At 48.1% G+C, this 21,895-nt stretch carries 15 protein-coding genes, 3 pseudogenes and 1 other annotated feature; of the genes and pseudogenes, 15 read left to right on the plus strand and 3 right to left on the minus strand.

Annotation, left to right across the window (positions count from 1 at the left end; all coding sequences use genetic code 11):
* Position 1 precedes the first annotated feature (1 nt).
* A complete protein-coding gene (locus ASL14_RS21630) occupies positions 2–775 on the plus strand; it encodes a class I SAM-dependent DNA methyltransferase (protein WP_134913408.1) in 774 nt (257 codons plus the stop codon).
* Between the two features lie 86 nt (positions 776–861).
* Here ASL14_RS21630 and ASL14_RS21635 read toward each other — a convergent pair whose 3' ends face one another.
* On the minus strand, positions 862–1,248 hold the full coding sequence (locus ASL14_RS21635; RefSeq protein WP_134913409.1) for a tautomerase family protein: 387 nt from the start codon (positions 1,246–1,248) through the stop codon (positions 862–864).
* Positions 1,249–1,422: 174 nt separating this feature from the next.
* Positions 1,423–1,680, plus strand: a binding site (T-box leader).
* A gap of 60 nt (positions 1,681–1,740) precedes the next feature.
* On the opposite strand from ASL14_RS21635, the gene leuS reads away from it, so the two are divergent.
* Positions 1,741–4,179 carry a leucine--tRNA ligase gene (gene leuS, locus ASL14_RS21640; protein WP_134913410.1) on the plus strand — a complete coding sequence of 813 codons (2,439 nt, stop codon included), beginning with the start codon at positions 1,741–1,743 and terminating at the stop codon, positions 4,177–4,179.
* Here leuS and comER read toward each other — a convergent pair.
* Positions 4,160–5,005 carry a late competence protein ComER gene (comER, locus tag ASL14_RS21645; protein WP_134913411.1) on the minus strand — a complete coding sequence of 282 codons (846 nt, stop codon included), beginning with the start codon at positions 5,003–5,005 and terminating at the stop codon, positions 4,160–4,162. The genes leuS and comER overlap by 20 nt on opposite strands.
* A 275-nt stretch (positions 5,006–5,280) precedes the next feature.
* On the opposite strand from comER, the gene ASL14_RS21650 reads away from it, so the two are divergent.
* The 7 genes from ASL14_RS21650 (at position 5,281) to holA (ending at position 14,198) form a co-directional block, all read left to right on the plus strand.
* Positions 5,281–5,919: a ComEA family DNA-binding protein gene (locus ASL14_RS21650; RefSeq protein ID WP_134913412.1), complete on the plus strand. Its 639-nt coding sequence runs from the start codon at positions 5,281–5,283 to the stop codon at positions 5,917–5,919.
* An 86-nt stretch (positions 5,920–6,005) separates the two neighbouring features.
* Entirely contained in the window at positions 6,006–6,524 is a 519-nt protein-coding gene (locus tag ASL14_RS21655; RefSeq protein WP_134913413.1) for a deoxycytidylate deaminase, read from the plus strand.
* 220 nt (positions 6,525–6,744) lie between these two features.
* Positions 6,745–9,498, plus strand: a complete 2,754-nt coding sequence (locus ASL14_RS21660; RefSeq protein WP_134914607.1) for a ComEC/Rec2 family competence protein — start codon at positions 6,745–6,747, stop codon at positions 9,496–9,498.
* A 215-nt stretch (positions 9,499–9,713) separates the two neighbouring features.
* A complete protein-coding gene (locus ASL14_RS21665; protein WP_134913414.1) occupies positions 9,714–10,703 on the plus strand; it encodes an iron-hydroxamate ABC transporter substrate-binding protein in 990 nt (329 codons plus the stop codon).
* Between the two features lie 231 nt (positions 10,704–10,934).
* Positions 10,935–11,483 (plus strand): RNA polymerase sigma factor, encoded by a 549-nt coding sequence (locus ASL14_RS21670; protein WP_014282534.1) that lies wholly within the window; start codon positions 10,935–10,937, stop codon positions 11,481–11,483.
* Positions 11,480–12,952 (plus strand): zf-HC2 domain-containing protein, encoded by a 1,473-nt coding sequence (locus ASL14_RS21675; RefSeq protein ID WP_134913415.1) that lies wholly within the window; start codon positions 11,480–11,482, stop codon positions 12,950–12,952. The genes ASL14_RS21670 and ASL14_RS21675 overlap by 4 nt, the downstream gene beginning before the upstream one ends.
* Positions 12,953–13,166: 214 nt before the next feature.
* Positions 13,167–14,198 (plus strand): DNA polymerase III subunit delta, encoded by a 1,032-nt coding sequence (gene holA, locus ASL14_RS21680; protein WP_134913416.1) that lies wholly within the window; start codon positions 13,167–13,169, stop codon positions 14,196–14,198.
* A gap of 133 nt (positions 14,199–14,331) precedes the next feature.
* Here the strand turns inward: holA and rpsT are convergent, their stop codons facing one another.
* On the minus strand, positions 14,332–14,604 hold the full coding sequence (gene rpsT, locus ASL14_RS21685) for a 30S ribosomal protein S20 (protein WP_044645117.1): 273 nt from the start codon (positions 14,602–14,604) through the stop codon (positions 14,332–14,334).
* Between the two features lie 198 nt (positions 14,605–14,802).
* Here rpsT and gpr point away from each other — a divergent pair, with 198 nt between their 5' ends.
* The 6 genes and pseudogenes from gpr (at position 14,803) to ASL14_RS21715 (ending at position 21,863) form a co-directional block, all read left to right on the plus strand.
* The gene (gene gpr, locus ASL14_RS21690) at positions 14,803–15,804 is read left to right on the plus strand and encodes a GPR endopeptidase (RefSeq protein WP_134914608.1); all 1,002 of its coding nucleotides are present in this window, start codon (positions 14,803–14,805) and stop codon (positions 15,802–15,804) included.
* 226 nt (positions 15,805–16,030) lie between these two features.
* Positions 16,031–17,301: pseudogene (locus tag ASL14_RS21695) on the plus strand (stage II sporulation protein P).
* Between the two features lie 27 nt (positions 17,302–17,328).
* Positions 17,329–17,840, plus strand: a pseudogene (locus tag ASL14_RS21700) (hypothetical protein).
* A 70-nt stretch (positions 17,841–17,910) separates the two neighbouring features.
* Positions 17,911–19,724, plus strand: a pseudogene (gene lepA, locus ASL14_RS21705) (translation elongation factor 4).
* 318 nt (positions 19,725–20,042) lie between these two features.
* On the plus strand, positions 20,043–21,230 hold the full coding sequence (gene hemW / locus ASL14_RS21710) for a radical SAM family heme chaperone HemW (RefSeq protein ID WP_134913417.1): 1,188 nt from the start codon (positions 20,043–20,045) through the stop codon (positions 21,228–21,230).
* 156 nt (positions 21,231–21,386) lie between these two features.
* The gene (locus ASL14_RS21715; RefSeq protein WP_014282525.1) at positions 21,387–21,863 is read left to right on the plus strand and encodes an N-acetyltransferase; all 477 of its coding nucleotides are present in this window, start codon (positions 21,387–21,389) and stop codon (positions 21,861–21,863) included.
* Positions 21,864–21,895: the final 32 nt, after the last annotated feature.

A 21,895-nucleotide genomic window follows, 5' to 3' on the forward strand; every position in this document is an offset into this window, starting at 1 on the left:
AATGGCTTCTTACCGGAAGTTTGCCTATGTGTATGATGAGCTGATGCAGGACATGCCGTACCCGGACTGGCTGCGTTTTGCTCGGCAGGCCTGGGATCAGCATGGTATGCCGCATACGGTGGCAGAGCTAGGCTGTGGGACGGGCTCCATTACGATTCCACTGGTCAACTCGGGCTTCGAGGTGGCTGGCATCGACTTGTCTTCAGATATGCTGGCAGTAGCCCGTCGCAAAATGGAAACGACTACGCAAGGACAGCGTTTGTTCCGTGAGGGCAGCATCCGCTGGATAGAGCAGGATATGCGGGAATGGAATTTACCGGAGCCTGTGGATTCTGTCATTTCTTTTTGCGATTGTCTGAATTATTTGCTGGAGGAAGAGGACATTGCTGCTACTTTTCGCAGAACGTATGCCGGTCTTAAGCCTGGCGGAACCTTTCTGTTCGATGTACATCATCCCCAGACGTTTGTGCGTTATGATGAAGAGCAGCCCTTTGTACTGGATGAGCGCTCCATTTCATATATTTGGACTTGTGCGTTGGATGCTCCACGCTGTGAAATTGAGCATCATCTCAGCATTTTTGCGAGAGCAGAAAATGAAGGGCGCGATGTATACCAGCGGTTCGAGGAAATTCATGTGCAACGTGCCTATGACCCGGACTGGATGAAAACGGAATTGTCCAAAGCCGGTTTTCGCGATGTGAAAGTATATGCGGACTTTGAATGGGTAGAAGCAGTAGATGACGCGGCCAGATTATTTTATGTTGCTGTAAAATAGTGTAGCTTCATCAAGCGAATATGGGAAAAAGAAAGACGCTTTTCATGATGACATGAAGGGCGTCTTTCTGCATAAGAGCTTCGAAATTATATGTTTACTTTATAGTCCAGTTGAAGTTCATCACCCGGTACACCGCGAATGCCCCAATTCTGTTTCGGTGTCTCAAATATAGTGATTTCAAGATCCTGCGGGGCAATGCCTAAATCGTTAATACTTTGGAATAGTAGCTGGATGAGGTGCTTTTTAGCCTCTGTTGTTCTGCCTTCAAACACACTAATTTCAATAATGGTGTATGCCTCCGAGCGATCGTGGGCAAATATGAAGTCTTCCTGATTCATAGGGAAAAAACGATGGAACCTTTTGTCGGGGGGATATTGGAACGCATCCACCACAGCGGAATGAATCACATCTGAAAGTTGCTCCTTGATCGGATTCAGGGCTTCTTTTATTCCGTAAATTTTAATTTGTGCCATATCTCAGCTCACCTTTCTCATCTCAACTCATCTCAATCTGGTTCGGAGTTATTATAAAACATTTTGCTCCGTGTGTCATGGAGCAAACAAATGAAGCTGGTGTTTAGCACCAAATGTAGTCCTTATTTGACTTTTTTCGCGGTTTTCAATATAATAGTGCCATTATTAACGGTTAAACAATCGCTGATGAGGAATAGTAGTTTTGTCTGGACATGTAGAGAGCCGGCGGATGGTGCAAGCCGGTTGACAGTGCAAAGTGAACTCGCCTCGGAGATATGCGCCCAACGCAGGAATGCCCTATACAGGTGCTTGTACCCTGTTATTAACCCGCATCGGATCACCTCCGTTATCAGGTGCAAAGGGAGTAGAAGGCGAAGAACGCTTTCTGCTAACTAGGGTGGTACCACGGGAATATAACCTCTCGTCCCTAGCGCTGACACGCTACGGGATGCAGAGGTTTTTTGTTGCATACCGTTTGAGGAGGAAATGACAATGACAGACACACAGCCGAAGCACGGCTATCAACCGCAAAGTATTGAACCAAAATGGCAGAAATATTGGGATGAGAACAAAACGTTCCGTACCGGGGAAGAGCCGGGCAAACCGAAGTTTTATGCTTTGGATATGTTCCCGTACCCGTCTGGAGCTGGTCTGCATGTAGGCCACCCGGAAGGATATACGGCAACGGATATTGTTTCACGGTATAAAAGAATGCGCGGCTACAACGTACTGCATCCGATGGGTTGGGACGCCTTCGGTCTGCCTGCCGAGCAGCATGCGCTGGATACGGGAGAGCATCCACGTGAAATTACGGTGAAAAATGTTAATAACTTCCGCCGTCAAATCAAATCGCTTGGCTTTTCATACGACTGGGATCGTGAAATCAGCACAACAGACCCCGATTATTACAAATGGACACAGTGGATTTTCATCCAGCTGTATAAGCGCGGTCTTGCTTATGTAGCTGAAGTGCCTGTAAACTGGTGTCCTGCATTGGGAACGGTGTTGGCGAATGAAGAAGTAATTGACGGCAAGAGTGAGCGTGGCGGTCATCCGGTTATCCGCAAACCCATGCGTCAATGGATGCTGAAAATAACGGAATATGCGGATCGTCTGCTGGACGATTTGGAGGAGCTGGATTGGTCCGAAAGCATTAAGGATATGCAGCGGAACTGGATCGGCAAGTCTACCGGGGCAGAGGTTCATTTTCCAATTGAAGGCCATGACAAGCAACTGACGGTATTTACAACCCGCCCGGATACGCTGTTCGGCGCAAGCTACTGTGTGCTGGCTCCTGAGCAGGAATTGGTGGATGTTATCACTACACCTGAGCAAAAGGATGCCGTCAATCAATACCGTGAACAAGCTGCCCGTAAAAGCGATCTGGAGCGCACGGATTTGGCAAAGGATAAAACGGGTGTCTTCACAGGCGCTTACGCGGTGAATCCGGTGAACGGTGAAAAGCTGCCGATCTGGATCGCCGACTATGTGCTGGCTGGCTACGGAACAGGCGCGATTATGGCTGTGCCTGGTCACGATACACGTGACTGGGAATTTGCGAAGCAATTCGGGCTGAATATCATTGAGGTTGTCCAAGGTGGGGACGTGGCTAAAGAGCCATACACCGAGGATGGTCCGCACGTCAATTCAGGTCCGCTGAATGGACTTACGAATGAGGAAGCAATTCCGAAGATGATTGAATGGCTGGAAGCCGAGGGTAAAGGGCAAGGCAAAGTAACGTACCGCTTGCGCGACTGGCTGTTCAGCCGTCAACGCTATTGGGGCGAGCCGATTCCGGTGATTCATCTGGAAGATGGAACGATCAAAACAGTTCCTGAGGATCAACTGCCGCTCGTGCTGCCGGAAATGGATAACATCAAGCCTTCAGGCACAGGAGAGTCTCCTTTGGCGAATGCGACGGACTGGGTAGAAACTATTGATCCCGAGACCGGCTTGAAAGCACGCCGTGAGACGAACACCATGCCGCAATGGGCAGGAAGCTGCTGGTATTACCTGCGCTATATTGATCCGCACAATGATAAAGAGCCTGTATCCAAGGAGAAGCAGCGCGAATGGCTGCCTGTGGATCTATACATCGGCGGTGCGGAACATGCGGTTCTTCACTTGCTGTATGCCCGTTTCTGGCACAAGGTGCTGTATGATATCGGTGTTGTAGAAACGAAAGAGCCTTTCTACAAGCTGGTCAACCAGGGTATGATTCTGGGCAACAATAATGAAAAAATGAGTAAATCACGCGGTAATGTCATCAACCCTGACGATATTGTGAATACGTTTGGCGCCGATACGCTGCGCATTTATGAGATGTTTATGGGGCCGCTGGAAGCGACCAAGCCATGGAGCGAAAACGGGGTTGAGGGAGCGCATCGTTTTCTGTCCCGCGTATGGCGCCTGTTCGTTTCCGAGGATGGCAGCCTGAACGATAAAATTACAAATGAAGGCGGCAGTGATGAGTTCAATCGGACTTGGCATAAAACGCTGAAAAAAGTAACCGAGGATCTGGACGCGCTGCGTTTCAATACGGCGATCAGCCAACTGATGATTTTTACCAATGATGCATACAAAGCAGACCGTCTGCCGCGTGCAGCAATGGAAAACTTCGTGCAAATGCTGTCGCCGCTTGCACCGCATCTGACTGAGGAACTGTGGCAGTTGCTGGGACACAGCGAAAGCATTACCTACGCGGCTTGGCCTGCTTATGATGAAGCATGGACGGTGGATGCAGAAGTGGAAATTGTGGTGCAGGTGAACGGTAAAATCGTGCAGCGTGCGACGATTGCCAAAGACCTTGACGCCAAAGCGATGGAGGCATTCGCGCTGTCGCTGGACAACGTTCAGCAGGCGCTGGCTGGTAAAACGGTCCGCAAGGTGATTGCTGTTCCAGGCAAACTGGTCAATATTGTTGCGGGTTAATCTGCTTTAAGCCGAAGGAGGCGTCTATCTTTTGCATGTCCTCCTCATACTTGTTGTGTGTGGCCCGTATCAGCTCGGGGAAGACGCTGCGCAGGCTAATGTCCAGCAGTGCGAGGGCTTCAGCGGTGATACCTCCGGGAACTGCTACCCTCGCCTGCAACTCGGCTGGTGTCATTCCGCCCTCCGTTAGTAGCTTTCCTGTGCCGATAATCATTTCACCGGCGAGGGCGCATAGCTCCGTACGGTCTATACCCGTAGCCTGAACCGCAGCATGAATCCACTGGTCCATAAAAAAGGCCAGGAAAGCAGGGCCACAGCTGGAAAAATCCGACGTAATACGCGTATGGGATTCTTTAACCCGAATCGGCCTGCTAATGTGGGACATAAGCTCTTCCAGAAGGGAGCGATCCTCCTCTGTAATCCGGCTGCCATGGATGCATAGTGAGGCTCCGCTGCCTACCTGGTGGGTAATGCTGGGAATAATTTTGGACACTTTGGCTTTCAGTGAATGCTCTAAGATGCGTATCTGTACCGGACTTGTAATAGAAACGACGATTTGCTCTTCTGTAATGACGTTGCGTATTTCATCCGTTACGGCTTTTGATTCCAGCGGCTTCACGCAGATAAACAGGATATCGCTATCCGCTGCCGTCTCACGGTTACTTTGGGCAGCATGTAATCCTGGATAACGACGGGCCAGCTCGGCTACCTTGGAATACGTTCGATTGCTTGCTGATATTTGCTGTGGCTTAAGTGCGTTGGAATGAATAAAAGATTCAATCAGCAGACTTCCCATGCTGCCAGTCCCGATAAATCCAACTTTCATCGTTCAACGTCCTCCTTTCATACTTTGCGGTAAAGACGCTGTCATTCTTCTTAGTGTATGCACCCGGTCTTGGCCGACATGACGAATTTTATGTCTTAGCATATTAGATCGTGCCCAAGGACGTACCTCTTTGGAAAATGGCTCACAGCGAACCGCATGGAGGTTGTTTACATCCTCCGGTTAATGGGATAGACAGGCTTGCTCTGTTCGATTGTGACGCTGTATTGAGTGGCTCACTTTCCCTAAATCTATGTGTAGAAGGGGACGAAATGGAAATGAACCGCGTATGGACTGGAACGGCAATAGTGCTTTCCCTAATCGGCAGTGGGCTTATTCTGTTTGCTGGTGGACAGCGTCCGGAGCCGGAAGAAGAGTGGCAGTTGCTTAATCGTAAGGTAGAGCAGGCTTTAATAGTAGAGCCGGATCAAAATGAGTTGCAGAGCAATAGCGGCCAGACTCAAGGAAAGCGTGTTGTAACGGAAGCCTTAGGCAAAGCTGAACGCAGTTTGGATGGCGAAGGAGCTGGCAATGTGAAGCGTGGTGCTGTACAGGGTTCTGCTAGTGCATCGGTCGACGGGAACGAAAGCTCCAGTACTGTAAAGCAGTCTGAGGCGACGGATTCTGATTTCGTTACTTCCGCTACTGGCGTTGACAACTCGAATACCACGACGAACAGGACGAATGCAGTGAGCGATCCCGTTGCTTCATCCGCTTCCGGTGAAAAAAAGGTGAACATCAACACGGCGACTGCTGCCGAGTTAATGGAACTGCCGGGGGTTGGAGCTAAAAAGGCCGAAGCGATTCTGAACTATCGTAATCAGCACGGGCCGTTCAAGCGTGTGAACGATTTGGATCATGTGAAGGGAATCGGCGCTAAAATGTTGGCGAAAATGAAGCCTTACGTCAGCTTATAATTACATAAGTAGACGATGTGCAGGCTATCAGGATGGCTTTAGCGGATATATTTACGTTGTAACTTGTGTTTACAGGAGAGATGGATATGAGTGCAGATGTACGCAAGGACTGGGACACCTATTTTATGGATATCGCTTATATGGTATCTACCCGTTCGCGCTGCTCGCGGCGTCATGTTGGAGCCGTACTTGTACAAGGCAAAAAGCTTTTGGGTACAGCCTATAATGGTGCACCATCCGGGGTACCTGATTGCTCTGAGGCAGGTTGTATGATTTCGGAGGAATACGAGGTCGTGCATCGCGAGGGGCTGGAGGAAATGGTTAAAAAGCAGCGCTGCATCCGCACGATTCATGCGGAGCAGAACTTGCTACTGTTCACGGACCGGATTGATCGTGAGGGCTCCTCGGTATATGTGACCGACCAGCCGTGCTGGACGTGTGCCAACATGCTGGCGAACAGCGGTATTGTGGAGATTGTATACCACCGTCCTTACCCAAAGGATGCCGACAAGGTTCGTGCCATGATGGAGCAAAAAGGAATTGCCTTCCGTATGTTGGAGAACTATCATCCACCAAAAGAAACGCTGATGGATGTTATGAATTAAGACATGATAAATTAAAAAGTACACGAGGAAGAACCTCTGACGAAATGCTATTTAGTCAGGGGTTCTTTTTTGTTTTGCGGTTTGAGCACAGAACCCTATTTTTCTACCGGGAGGTGGTTATATTCAAGCCAAACTGGTTTTAAGCAGACCTATCTTAACCCTTACGGTATGTTGGATTACGGGAAGTGCAGGAGCATGCTTGTATTCCGGACGTATGCTGCTGTTGCTCTGGACGGGTGTCACGCTGATTTTACCTCTTGTAGCTCTATTGATGAAAATTCCAGTCCGGCATGTGGTATTGCTGTGGCTTGCCTTGAGCGGAGGTGGATTTCATTGGGCTTGGTATGATACGCATAATGTGAGCCATATTCCCGAGGCCCTTCATGTATCGGCTTCCAAGCTGGAAGACGTGCCTGTTCAAGCATCCGGATTTATTGCTTCCGAGGTACAGGTAGACGGTGATCGGGCACAATTTGAGATGAGGATTACTGCAATAAGCAAAACGAGAGGCAATTCCAATCCGAACAAGAAGCCTACATCTGCGAGTAGTACCCGTACTGGTTCTAAATTACCGCCAAATGACACTTTTCAGGGCGGGGTTGGAAAGAGCGAAGCTATTTCTGAACAGGTTATAGTGCACATCAAGCTGGCTGCCAAACAGGAACAGCAACTTGCGGCAGAATGGCAGCGTGGAGATGCAATTCAACTGTACGGCAGCTTAAAGGCTCCTGCAACAGCGGGGAATTTTGGCGGCTTTGATTACAATGAATACCTGCATACACAGGAGATTCACTGGCTTTTCAAAGGGAATGGAGCCGCTTCGCTACAGAAGCAGCAAGCTTCCCAGTGGAACCGTTACACCTTGTTCAGGTGGAATGATCAGCTTAGGGAGCAATTGGGGCAACGGATGGACTTAGCTTTTGGTTCTCTTTATCACGCAGGATATATGAAAGGACTGGTACTAGGAGTTACGGATGAGCTGGACCCGGCAACGTATAACGAATTTACGCAGCTTGGATTAACGCATATTTTAGCGATATCCGGTATGCATGTGGCGGTATATGCAGCTACGCTACTGTATTTACTCAAGCTATTGCGAGTGAGTCGGGAGACGTCTCTTACGGTCGTGATGATGCTTATTCCGGCTTATGTACTGCTGACAGGTGCTTCTCCCTCTGTTGTGAGGGCTGGAATTATGGCTATGATCGGCCTGTTTGCAGCCAGACGGGGAATGCTCAAGGACGGACTTAGCATTTTGAGTGTGTCCGCGTTATTGATGCTGCTTTGGAATCCGTATTACCTGCTTAGTGTCAGTTTTCAGCTTTCTTTTCTGGTAACAGCCGGGCTGCTCATTTACATGCCGCTGATGAAGCCGTTTTTCGCCAAATGGCCTCTTCTGATCGGCGGCGAAATTGCGATTACGATCACAGCGCAGCTTGTTTCGTTTCCGATGACGGTCTTCTACTTTAATCAATTCTCGCTGCTATCGTTTGTAGCTAATTTTGTACTCGTTCCACTCATTACGTATATCGTGCTTCCACTGGGTACGGTGGCGATGGGAATCGCCTTTCTATGGGAGGACGGGGCTCGTATCCTTGCATGGCCGGCAGAGCAGCTGAACGAACTGACCTTTTGGCTTGTGAGATGGATGAACGTGGATGACACTTATGTGAGTATTTGGCCGTCTTCCTCCATTCTGTGGGTCATAGCGTATTATGCTGCTTTGTACAGTATTCTGTACTGGCTCAAATCATGGATCATATCTCAAAGGCGAACAGATGAAACTGCTAGCTTGGGGGCAGCACTGGGGAGGGAAAAAGAGAGACTTTCAGCCGGACGCAATTCGGTGGGACAAAGCACATCCGTTCCTATGCCATCACCCATACATACAGGATTAGCGGCATCTGCGGAGTGGGCAGCTATATTGCAGACGGAGCGTGAGCCTGAAGGAGCAGGCAAATATGCACGTCAACAGTGGAATGGTTATAGTCATTTGGCGCTGGCTTTAAGTGGTATTGCCTGGCTTGGCATCCTGTGTATAGGTTACATAACTCCAGGTGGAGGGAATACGGGAACGGTTCAATACCTGGATGTAGGCCAAGGTGACAGCATTTTAATTACAACGCCGGGCGGTAAACATATTTTGGTGGATGGAGGGGGCACGATGGATTTTACGACAGGAAAAAATGCCTGGCGCAAACGAAAAGACCCCTATGAGGTAGGAGAGGATACGATTGTACCCTTGTTGAAGCAGCGCGGTGTACATCGGCTGGACGCAGTCATTTTAACGCATGGAGATCATGACCACGCCGGAGGATTGCAGGCTGTGCTTGACCAGATTCCAGTATCAGCCTTGGTTTTTAACGGCACCCTGACAGACAAGCCCCCTTTTCGCAAGCTGTTGAACACGGCTTTAAACAAGCAGGTCAAGCTGTATGGTGCGCATTATGGTATGGAGTGGAGACCGGATCAGGATACGAAAATCCGCTTTATTCATCCGCTTCCGTCGGAAGAAGAAACCGGAAGTTTGGCCGTTGTGAAGGACCAAAATCATTATTCCGTTGCAATGATATTGGAGATGGAGGGGGCTTCCTTTTTGTTCACAGGAGATATGGATGATGCAGCAGAATCGCAGTTGCTCTCCGAGTTAGCTCATTCTCCATCCCATACCGAAGGAAAGGGGGAGACGTTGGCTGTAAGACAAGCTGTAGACGTCATGAAAATAGCACATCACGGTAGCAAGTACTCCACCTCGGAAGAATGGTTATCCTACTGGCAACCGAAGGTATCCGTCATTTCAGTCGGAGCTAGCAATACATATGGACACCCGAATGAAGCGGTATTGGATCGCCTATCAGCGGTTGGTTCTGCCATATATCGAACAGATACGATGGGAGAGGTGCAAATCCGAGCGCACCAAGGCAAATTGAGTGTACGGTACAAACATAACCTTGAACATGCAGATACAAGATGAATTGCACAGTTATTGCCGTGATATGCTGATGCCCCAATGGACACGCTTAAACCTAGCAACGAACAAGAGTGTCTCAGGTAAAACACTAAAATATATGCTCACTCTAAGGAGTGGGCTTTTTGCTTATAATCCAATCTGCATGGACATAACCTATGAGCTTTGATAGAATCTAAGAATTATTGAAAATGAGAATCATTATCAATGGGAGGATTATTGTGAACTATTTAAAATTCCGGATTTCGGCTTGTTTGTTGATTATTTCATTGATGCTGGTACTGAGCGCATGCGCCACGAATGCAGGAGGAATGGCAACGGACAGTGGGACAACGGCTGATTCGAAAACTGCATCTACCGGAGATGCAGCTGACACACGTACATATGAAAGCGATAAAGGTACAGTTACTATTCCTGAACATCCACAGCGTGTCGTTGTAGCGGTCGGCGACTATGTAGGCGATGTTCTTGCACTTGGGATTACACCTGTAGGGGCTCCAGACACTGTATTCGATGCTCCATACTATAAAAAATACTTGAATGGTGTTGAAAATATCGGTGATAGCTCCGCACTGTCCCTTGAAAAGGTGACCACCCTGAATCCGGATCTGATCATTACCTATGATGAGAAAGCTTATGAAAATCTGAAAAAAATAGCGCCTACAGTGTTTATTCCATACGGTAAATATAAATATAAGGATCGTCTGATGGAGCTGGGCAAAGTGTTAAACAAGGAGCAGGAAGCGAAGAATTGCCTTGCTGATTTTGCGGCTAAGATTGCTGAGAAGAAACAGGCTTTGTCTGATGTCATTGATTCGGGTAAAAAAATTGCTATTTTTGAGATAACGGGCAAAGAATTATATCTCTATGGCAAGTCCTACGGACGGGGAGGAGCCATACTTTACGATGAGTTGGGGCTTCATGCCCCGGCGAAGGTAGAAAAGGTGGCGTTCGAACAGGGTTGGGCCAGCATTTCGATGGAGGCTTTACCGGAGATGCTAGGCGATGCCGATTACCTGATCCTGGGGATTAGGGAAGATGGAGGAGATCAAGGGAAAGATATTGAATCTAAAAGTGTGTGGAAAAATCTTCCTGCCGTTAAAGCAGGGAAAGTATACCAGTATTCGATCGACGACTTTTATTTTCAGGACCCGATCGCTCTGAATTACCAGTTAGAACTCATATCGGATTTCCTGGTTTCCAAGAAGTAACAATATGCAAGTTCAATTCGACAGATTCCAGTGGATTTATGTGAGTAAGGGCTAAGGGAAGGTGACTACCTTCCCTTTTTCTGTTATTCTAAGGGAGGCTATAATGGGGAATATGGGCCTTTTGGTAACATTTTTTACACTATAAAAAATAAAATTATCGTCAGACGTCTATCCTGCAACAATTTGCAAAAGGGAAACGTCTGTAATATTGCAGGGAGAGGGGGATCCTTTGTGGTAGAGCAGGGACTCATTCGAGCCGCTCAATCGGGCGATCGCGACGCTCTCATTACCCTATTAAGAGAGATAGAACAGCATGTGTACCGTACGGCATATTACATTTTAAACAATGAACAGGACGCCATGGATGCTTCACAAGAAGCCCTCATACGGATTTATTCCAAAATTAACTCTTATGAGGAAAAGGCGCAGTTCAAAACCTGGGTTCAGCGCATTGTAACGAACATATGTATCGACAAATTCAGGAGGACGAAGCCCTCGGTATCCATTGATGAGCACGACATGATATTCAACGATCCCCAAAATGTGGAGGCCGAGGTGTTGACCTCTTACCTGGCACAGGATGTTCGTGAGGCTATACAGCAGCTTCCAGAGCACCACCGGACGGTGATCGTATTGAGATATCTGCAGGATTTCTCTTATAACGAGATTGCCGACTCTCTGGATTTGCCGCTAAATACGGTCAAGTCATACTTGTATCGTGCAAGACAGCAATTGCAAGGGCTACTTCAGGAATATCAGAAAGGTGGTGTATCAGGATGAAGTGTGGGGAAGAGGTGATGGATTGGATGCAGCGTTATGTGGATCATGAGCTGGGCGAAGAAGAGACGTCCCAATTAATGAACCATATTGCGACTTGCCCGGACTGTGCGGAAAAATTTCACATTCTTCAGACGCTCTCACGCGAGCTGGAGGAATTGCCTGCGGTTTCCCCGGCGTTCAGCCTGGTGGATTCCATCATGCCTCAGCTTGATGCCATTGACCGCGCACGTGAGGAGCAGGGAAGCGCGCTTCAGGAGATGCAGCCTGTAGCTGCTGATCCTGGACCGGGACCGAGACAGCGTACTCAGCCTATACCTTGGTGGAATCGGATGAGAGGGCGAGCTGCGATAGGCGTGGCTGCCGCTGCTGTTGTACTGGGCATTGTGGTATTCAATTTTGAACCGAAAACGGTGCAGGATGCGGAAGGCTTGCTTGATTCCCAGTCGCCTGGAGTGATGAGTCAGCAGAAACAGACAGAAGTTCCAGGTACGGTGAATGGAAGCGGAGGCAGTGATGCAGCTATTGGATCGGATTCGATCAAGCAGCCGTCAGAGCAGGATCAGGGAACGGACGCATCCCAGCCACCTATAGGGGAGCAACCTGACCCGAGCAAACAGGATGTAAACAGTGCGGATGATCAAAAGAATCCTTCCACACAGGATGCTGCACAACGTGACGATCAGCGAGCTGGTGAAAAAGGCTCAATGAAGCATACGCCAGCAGGGCATCCTTCCCGTCAGGATCGCCAGCAGGGACAGCCAAACACGGATCGTCAGGCGACAAAAGAAAACTCTGCCGGGCAAAGTTCTGCTGCGGATACTCCTAAGTCCGATGATAAACAGTCTAAGCAGGGAAAATCCGAACAACAAACGATTGCCCCTGAACAGCAGGGAGAACCAAAATTAGAAAAAGCACCTATAGTGGGTACAGGTACTGCTCAAGACAGTAATGACAACAGTACGGCTACTAATGATTCGTCATTGTCTGTCAGTCAGGATATGATGTTACAGAATCGGATTGCTTCAAATGAAACGTCGAAAGACACGACCTCCAAAGGGGTTACCAAGGATTCGGGGACTACGACGGGAGATATGAGCAGCAATACAGCTTCAAATGATCAGCAACCCTCCGGGTCGCAAAACCCGGTACGCAATGAAGGTTTCTCATCTAATTCAATAATCTCTCCGGACAGCAATAATGCCTCCACCTTTAGCGCCCAGTCGACGTCTACAGATCAGCTTAATTCACCTGATGGCAGCTATGCGGTGGTCATTGAGGGCAAAAAGCTGAAAGTGTATAAGCTTTCCGACAACGGTGTAGACCGGACAACGCTGGAAGTGCGTACTTTGAAGGGTGCCTGGGTCAAAGGAAGCTGGTCAGAAGACAGCCAAACCTTCATGTATGAGACTGAGCAGGATGGTACAGCAAGTAAATATACGTATACCATTCCGCGTACCTTTGGAAAATAGTTGCTATGAAGATGGCACATTTTTAAAAGCAGAGAATAGATTGTATGAACCGACGTCGTATCCCGACGGCCGAAAGTTTCTAGAGCTTTCTGCTGCCGTGTTGATATAGATGGTGGTGAAGGGATCTTGCCTATAGGCAGGGTCCTTTCGTTTGTATAATGACTTGCCTTCCGACCAGATGTCGGGTACGATCAATGGATGGGGGGTACGGAGAATGGATGCAAAAACAGCCGCTAAGGCTATTCGCAAAGGCGATATTTCGCCAGTGTATTTGCTCTACGGCAGCGAAAAATATCAAATGAAGCAGTTTGTCGATATGCTTAAGGAAAAAGTGGTGGAAGAGGAGCATCGCGACTTTGCTATTATTCCCTACGATCTGACCGAGACGCCAATTGAGGTAGTCGTGGAGGAAGCCGAGACTGCGCCTTTTTTGGTGCCAAAAAAGCTGATTATTGTACGGGACACCAGTGTATTTGCGGCAGGCAAGGACGGCGGTAAGATTGAGCACCACATTGAAGCGCTGCTGACTTATATGGATAACCCGGCTGACTATAGCATTATCATTTTTACGGTTCAGGCTGAAAAGCTGGATGAACGGAAAAAGATTGTTAAAAGGCTGAAAAGTGACGCCTCGGTTATTGCCTTCACTCCGTTGGGTGGAGATGATCTGGTGGCATGGATTCATAAGCGTGCAGCGGAAAGAGAAGTCCAATTGGCGGCGGGAGCTGCTGAAAGTCTCATTCAATATACGGGGACCGGGCTGCAATCACTGGCTGCCGAGATAGACAAACTGTGCCTGTATGCGGGAGCACAGGGTACCATCTCTACTGCAGATATTGAATCGCTTGTGCCTCGCAGTACGGAACAAAATGTGTTTGCGATGGTCGAGGATTTGGCTAATTTGCGGCTGGATAAGGCACTCAGTATTTTTTATGAGCTGCTTAAGCAAAAAGAGGAACCGATCAAGATTGCAGCTTTGATCACGCGACAGTTCCGTATTATGTTGCAGGTCAAGGAGCTGATGGGTCAAAGCTATTCCCAGCAGCAAATTGCAAGTCAGCTTAGTTTGCATCCATATGGGGTGAAAGTTGCCGGTGAGCAGGCGCGGAGATTCCGTCCTGAGCAGTTGCGACAGCTTCTCTACGACTTAGGCGAGCTAGATTACCGCATGAAAACCGGAGTTGTCGACAAGGTGCTGGGGCTGGAGATGTTTTTGCTGAAAATGGGCGCGGGAGCTTCGGTCTAACCCGGCCCGTTTGCCGATCGGTTTATTTTAAGTGAGAGCTAACATTGCAGAATCCAATCGTGGTGAACTAAAAAATCCTGATCAGCCAAGGCTGGTCAGGATTTTTTCATTAACGTATAAAAGTAGCTCTTGCTTACGCTTGAGCTGTAAGAGCGTTAAGTTTTTTCGCCAAGCGGGATTTCTTGCGAGCAGCTGCATTTTTGTGGATCAGACCTTTAGTTACAGCCTTGTCCAGCTTTTGGGAAGCTACTTTGAAAGCGGCAGTAGCATTTTCAGCTTCGTTATTCACCAACGCTGTATCGGCAGCTTTTACTGCTGTACGAAGCGCGGATTTTTGAGAAGCGTTCAACGCACGGCGTTTGTCGTTTGTTTTAACGCGTTTGATAGCGGATTTGATATTTGGCATTACATTCACCTCCTGTAAAGGCATTACTTATGAACACAAACGTTTCACAACTTAAAATATTTTAGCACGCCACACCTCAAATTGCAATAAGAAAACATTCCGGGCTGGGGTAGATTACAGGATGAAAATGGATGTGCATAAACCTGCCGGGTGTCTCGCACACTATAACCTGAGATGGTATAAAAGGAGGCGTAAATGATGGATTTGGATTTGCAGAAGTATGCGGTACGTACGGATTTGGCGCTGGAGGCAAGAGAGTTGGCGGAACGCAATCAGCCAATGCCGCTGGCGGGCATCAACGAGGATGTGGAGGAAGATAACGGTATTAAAATCACGCGTCTGGATGTACTGAATGAAGAGGGTGCTAACCGTATTGGACGGGTTCAGGGGCATTACGTGACGCTGGAAGTGCCCGGTTTACGTAAAGGTGACACCGGGCTCCAGCAACGGGTAGCCATCGCATTCGCTAAGGAGATGGAGCAATTTATACAAAAAATAGGGATCTCCAGTAAGGCACGCGTACTTGTGGTAGGTCTGGGCAACTGGAATGTCACTCCCGATTCACTAGGTCCGCTTGTCGTTGAAAATTTGATGGTGACTCGTCAATTTTTTGAACTGACGCCTGATCAAATCAATCCGGGTTATCGGGATGTGAGCGCGATTGCACCGGGGGTTCTTGGCATTACGGGAATCGAGTCGAGCGAAATTGTTCAGGGTATCGTTGATCGCACAAAGCCGGAGCTGATTATTGCTATTGACGCTCTGGCATCACGTTCACTGGAGCGCGTCAATACGACCATCCAGGTGGCAGATATCGGGATTCATCCGGGCTCAGGTATTGGTAACAAGCGGCGCGGCATCACCAAGGATATTATGGGTGTTCCGTGCATTGCCATCGGCGTTCCAACGGTATGCTACGCTTCGACCATCGTAAATAATGTAATTGAGCTGATGAAAACACATTTTGCCAAGGAAAAGGCTCCTACGAAAGCAATACTAGGGATGCTGGATGATATTTCCGAGCCTGAGAGACTTGGACTGGTGAGAGAGGTGCTTCAGCCGCTGGGACATGATCTGATTGTGACACCTAAGGAGATTGACGAATTTATCGAAGATATTGCGAATATTATTGCAACCGGATTGAACGCCGCTCTGCATGAAGCCGTCGATCCCGGCAATGTCGCCGCTTATACACATTAATGAGGGTTAGTAAAAGCATATTTCATACACAAAATTCTCTATCTAGCAGGCATCCTATCTCTTGCAATAAGGGGTGGGATTTACCTGTGGATAGAGATTTTTTTGTGTTCTAGTAATTGTTCTCCGTTCATAGAGTTGAAGTATAAGAGATTTCCGCTGCTAACTGAACCTATAGGGTTCTGAACATGAGGCGGGCTTCGACGGGACGAAGGAGGACAAGACCCACATGAAAAAAATTCAAACCTGGAACGTCGGAAGATGGAGAAGAAAGGGCCTTGAAATTTTGGCTATGGGACATACGCTTGTGCTGCTTATTATGGGCTCGGCGCTTTTATTTGTTGTATTGGGGCTGGGAGGACTGGCGGAAAATCGTTTACAAACGTCTCCGGTGTCTTCGATGAAAGGATTTGCAGGCTCGGTTTCCAGCGGTTTTTTTGCGGACATGCTCGGTATGGAAGTACCTCATTTGGCACAGAAGAAGCAACAATCTTCGTTGTCGGGTGAACAATGGTCGCCTTTTGTTTTCCAAATGCTCACAGGTATTAATCCACAGGACCCCAAAAGTCTCATAGCTCGCGAAATACCTGGTATGTCTGCGGGTACGCCTGTTTTGTTGCGCAAGGGTTCAGGGAACAACAAGGTGGAGGCACCTATTGATTATCAGCCTGATCAGGGAACGACGGATGCTCCTGGCGGCCCCGATGCTTCTACCAATCCATCGAACAATGGCTCTACAACGCCAGATCTTCCGACAACGCCAGAAACGGACCCTGCGCAAGAGGATGATCCGAGTGATACAGCAGACAAAGGTGCCAAACGTATATTAATCTACCATTCTCATCCGAGAGAGGCATATAACCCTTTGCTCAGTAAAACCAGCTCCAATCCCAATTCTGGCTCTAAATCAGCCAATGTGTCGAGAGTAGGGGATTTGTAAAAAAGAGATTGGAGAAGCAAGGGATATCTACTTTGCATGAGAACAAGGACTATGCCAAAACCGTTCAAAATTACAATTGGAATTACTCCTATAAATATTCGCGTGAAACGGTCAAGGAAGCTTTGGCTGGAAATAAAAGCTTAACCTATCTGCTTGATATCCACAGAGATTCTCAACGTCACGGCAAAACGACAGTAACGATAAACGGACTTTCTTATGCCAAGGTGTATTTTATTATCGGCCATGACAACAAAAACTGGCGCAAAAATGAAGCTTTCGCCGCTCGTATTCATGAGAAGCTGGAAATGTCGTATCACGGCGTTTCCCGTGGGATATGGGGGAAGGATGGCGGTAAAGGCAACAACGGTGAGTACAATCAGAGCTTATCTTCTCATAGCATTTTGATCGAAATTGGTGGGATTGATAATACCGAAGAGGAACTGAAACGTACCTCTGACGTTCTGGCGGATATGATCGGTGAGGTGTACTGGGAGGATCAGAAAGCACAGAAAGCGGGTACTAACGTATCCGATACGAAAAAGAGCAACGGTGGCAATTAATTGAGGCGGTGGAAAGGAGGAAATGTAATGTCCGGACATTTTCGTAAAAAAGCGCTTGGATTTGTAATTCTGATGGGGCGGGGGTCCTGCTCGGCATGCAACTGGCAGGCTCCGGACTGCGTTCTGTATATGGTCCTGAATGGGCCGGAGACTCGGTTCAGAGCAAAGTACAGCAGAACGTCGTTGGATATGAGCAGACGGTTATTGAAGACACACCCGCAGCCGATGCTCGTGCGTATACCCGCACATATAACGGAAATGGGAATGTCGTAATGGACTCCGGAACGGGAGCGGCTACTTACAAAGCTAATCTACAAGAACGAGGTGAGATCCAAGCCACAGGAGAAACTCCCCAGTGGTATTCGACAGCACAGGATGCCAATTTGCAGGGCCAGGAGACACCGCGTGAACTATTGGCTGTCAAGGCAGAACAAACCTCGGTGGATACCATGGCGGACAAAACGGCCGGGCTGCTGCAAAACCTGTCAAGACAGGGGATTCGCTGGGTTGTGTCTGTTTTTGACGGAGTAACGGAATAGAAATATTGCTGACCCCCTATACAACTGCTATAATAAGCTGATTGACACTAGGCATTGTGTGGGGTAAGGCATGACTGACATTTTGGCAAGACAACGTAAAATTCGGAACTTTAGTATCATTGCACATATAGACCACGGTAAATCCACGCTGGCTGACCGGATTTTGGAATATACCGGTGCACTCACATCCCGTGAAATGCAGGAGCAAGTGCTTGATCAGATGGATTTGGAACGGGAGCGCGGGATTACAATCAAGCTCCAGGCAGTGCGACTCACTTATAAGGCCGATGACGGCGAAGAGTACATTTTGAATCTGATTGATACACCGGGACACGTCGATTTTACCTATGAGGTTTCCCGAAGCTTGGCGGCCTGCGAAGGCGCCCTGCTGGTTGTAGACGCGGCACAGGGTATTGAAGCACAGACATTGGCTAACGTATATTTGGCGTTGGACAACAATTTGGAGATTCTGCCGGTGCTTAACAAAATTGATTTGCCAAGTGCCGATCCTGAACGGGTGAAGCAGGAAATCGAGGATGTTATCGGCCTGGATACGAGCGAGACTGTACACGCATCGGCCAAAGCTGGAATCGGTATCAAGGAAATTTTGGAACAGGTGGTCAGAAGCGTTCCTGCTCCGCAAGGGAATCCGAATAATCCGCTGAAGGCGCTTATTTTCGATTCGCATTATGATCCATATAAAGGCGTTATCGTCTATGTCCGCGTCGTGGATGGCAGCATCAAGGCTGGTTCTAAAATTAAAATGATGGCGACCGATAAAACGTTTGAGGTTATCGAGGTAGGAGCCTTCATGCCACGTATGAGCATCGTGGACGAGCTAAACATCGGTGATGTTGGTTTTATCGTTGCCGGTATCAAGCATGTGGGCGATACGCGTGTCGGGGATACGGTGACGGATGCCAAAATCCAACAACAGAACCGATGCCGGGCTATCGGAAAATTAATCCGATGGTATATTGCGGGCTGTATCCGATCGAAACATCCGAGTATAACGATCTGCGTGAGGCGCTCGAAAAGCTGCAACTGAACGATGCTTCGCTCAGCTTTGAGCCGGAAACATCAAGCGCGTTGGGCTTCGGATTCCGTTGTGGTTTCCTCGGTCTGCTTCATATGGACGTTATTCAGGAACGGATTGAACGCGAATTTAACATCCCGCTGATTACGACGGCGCCGAGCGTTATTTACCGCATTAAGCTGACGAATGGCGAAACAATCCAGATCGATAACCCGTCAAATTACCCGGAAATCGGACGAATTGATCATGTGGAGGAGCCGTACGTAAGAGCAGGCATTATCGTGCCTAATGATTACGTAGGTACGGTTATGGAGCTTTGCCAGACCAAGCGCGGTGAGTATGTGACCATGGAGTATCTGGATACGACACGGGTAACTATTACGTACCAGATTCCACTGTCCGAAATCGTGTACGATTTCTTTGACCAGCTTAAATCCAGCACCAAGGGCTACGCCTCCTTCGATTACGAAATTTCAGGCTATCGCCAGTCTAATTTGGTGAAAATGGATATTATGTTAAACGGCGAACAGGTTGATGCGTTATCGTTCATCGTCCACAGAGATCGCGCTTACCATCGCGGACGTATCATTTGTGAGAAGCTGCGCGAGCTGATCCCACGCCAAATGTTCGAGGTGCCAATCCAGGCATCTGTCGGAACGAAGGTTGTAGCGCGTGAAACCGTTAAGGCTATGCGTAAAAACGTCCTGGCCAAATGCTACGGTGGCGATATTTCCCGTAAACGGAAGCTGCTTGAAAAGCAAAAAGAGGGCAAGAAGCGCATGAAGCAAGTGGGTAACGTAGAAGTACCACAGGAAGCATTTATGGCGGTATTGAAAATAGATGAGTAAAGCTGCTTGAAACAAAGAGCACCGTATTCAATTTAGTACATCACAATTGTGTGTACGAATTGAATACGAATAAGTACCAACAGCATGATCCCGTAGTAACTTAGGTACATACTCTGTGATGCACCGCAAGATACTACGGTCCGCTTGTTCCCAAGCGGTATTCGTCCATTCTTTCATGTGGCCTTTGCCGTGCATGGAGAATGGACGTTCTTTATTTGAGCAAGCTATTCAAGACGGAGTGAAAAAATGGCACGAAGTAACCTTCCACCTCAACCGCCCTTTTTTCACCTCACCTCAACACTGACAAGGAGGATCGGTATGACCGCATCCATACACAAACATGAATATTCATCCGCGCCTCAAGCGGTTTATCTGCATATACCTTTTTGCACGAACAAATGCTTTTACTGTGACTTTAACTCTTACGTGCTCAAGGATCAGCCTGTTATGGAATACCTGTATGCACTGGAACGGGAAATGGAGCATACGGTTCGCCTTCACCCGCCGGGTGAGATTAAAACTATTTTTGTTGGGGGCGGTACACCAACAACGCTGAATCCGAAGGAAATGGAATATTTCCTGAAAAGCGTTCGTACCTACTTCCCAAACTGGTCGGAAGATATTGAGTTTTCCATGGAAGCCAATCCGGGCACAACTGATTTTGAGAAACTCACCGTGATGAAAGAAGGCGGTGTAAATCGGCTGAGCTTTGGCGTACAGGCTTTTCAAAACGAATTGCTTACGGGTATTGGTCGAATTCATAATACAGATGACGTTTATCGTAGTTTGGAAAATGCACGCAAGGTCGGATTGGACAATCTGTCGATTGACCTGATGTTTGGTTTACCGAATCAGACCGTAGAAATGCTGCATGAAAGTGTCAGCCGGGCGCTGGAGTTGGGACTTCCTCATTACTCCATCTACAGCTTGAAGGTCGAAGAAAATACGCTATTCCACACGCTGTACCAGAAAAATCAGCTTCCGCTTCCACATGAGGACGACGAACTGGAAATGTATTTGCTCCTGATGCGTCGCATGAAAGAGGCGGGCTATGAGCAGTACGAGATCAGCAATTTCGCGAAACCAGGTTTGGGGAGCAAGCACAATATGACCTACTGGCGTAATGAGGACTATTATGGTCTCGGCGCAGGGGCGCACGGATATGTTGGCAGAGAGCGTCATATGAACATTAAGGGCATTAATCCTTATGTGGAGGCTACCCGTAACGGACTGCCGCGTTTGGATAGCTTTGAGGTGCCGGCGGCCGAAGCGATGGAGGATTTTCTCATGGTCGGTTTGAGAATGCTGGAAGGTGTCTCGAAGTCCCGCTTTGAGTCTCAATTCGGTCAGTCACTGGAGGATACATTTACGGCCCCTCTCGGAAAAATGCTGAATGCTGGATTGATCGAGCCGGTCGAGGACGGTTATCGTTTGAGCGAACGTGGTATTTTGTTCGGGAATGATGTATTTGCGGAGTTCATCGGTTCCATTACAGTAAATTCATAAGTCGTAGCTTCAAAACGATACGTTTGCAGACCATAATCGGGGACATTCATTTTATAACACAATTCTGTCACGGCAGGGTAAATGGAGTATTGCGATTCTATGCGTAATGTTGTATATTTATTCATTATATGCGGCAAGCGGCAGGAGGAGAGCAAGATGGCTTCAGTGTGTAAAGATGTATTGTGTAGAAGTGCGGTTCCTGAGGATGTGGAGCCTTTATATCAAATGATTAGCGGCTATGCAGAGCGAGGAATAATGCTGCCACGTTCAAGGGAAGTGCTTATGCGCCAACTGGAGCTGTTTATTGTGGCAGAAGTGGACGGCGAAGTCGTCGGTTGTGGTTCTTTATGCAAACTGGGTGATGATTTGGTAGAGATTCGCTCACTTGGTATTTCTGAAGGACATAAAGGTATGGGCATCGGCTCCAAGCTCGTAGAGGGCCTTATTATAGAAGCACGGCGGCAGCGTATCCCTAAGATTATGGCTTTGACTTACGAGGTCTCCTTTTTTATAAAAAACGGGTTTGATGTGGTAAACAAAGAGATTTTCCCTGAAAAGGTATGGACTGATTGCATTAACTGTAGTAAACAAAACAATTGTGATGAAATTGCGGTGTTGAAAATGCTGAACTGACCTGAGCATATCAGGTCAGTTCGTTTTTGTGC

It is taken from the genome of Paenibacillus sp. IHB B 3084, assembly GCF_001447315.1.
GTDB lineage: Bacteria > Bacillota > Bacilli > Paenibacillales > Paenibacillaceae > Paenibacillus.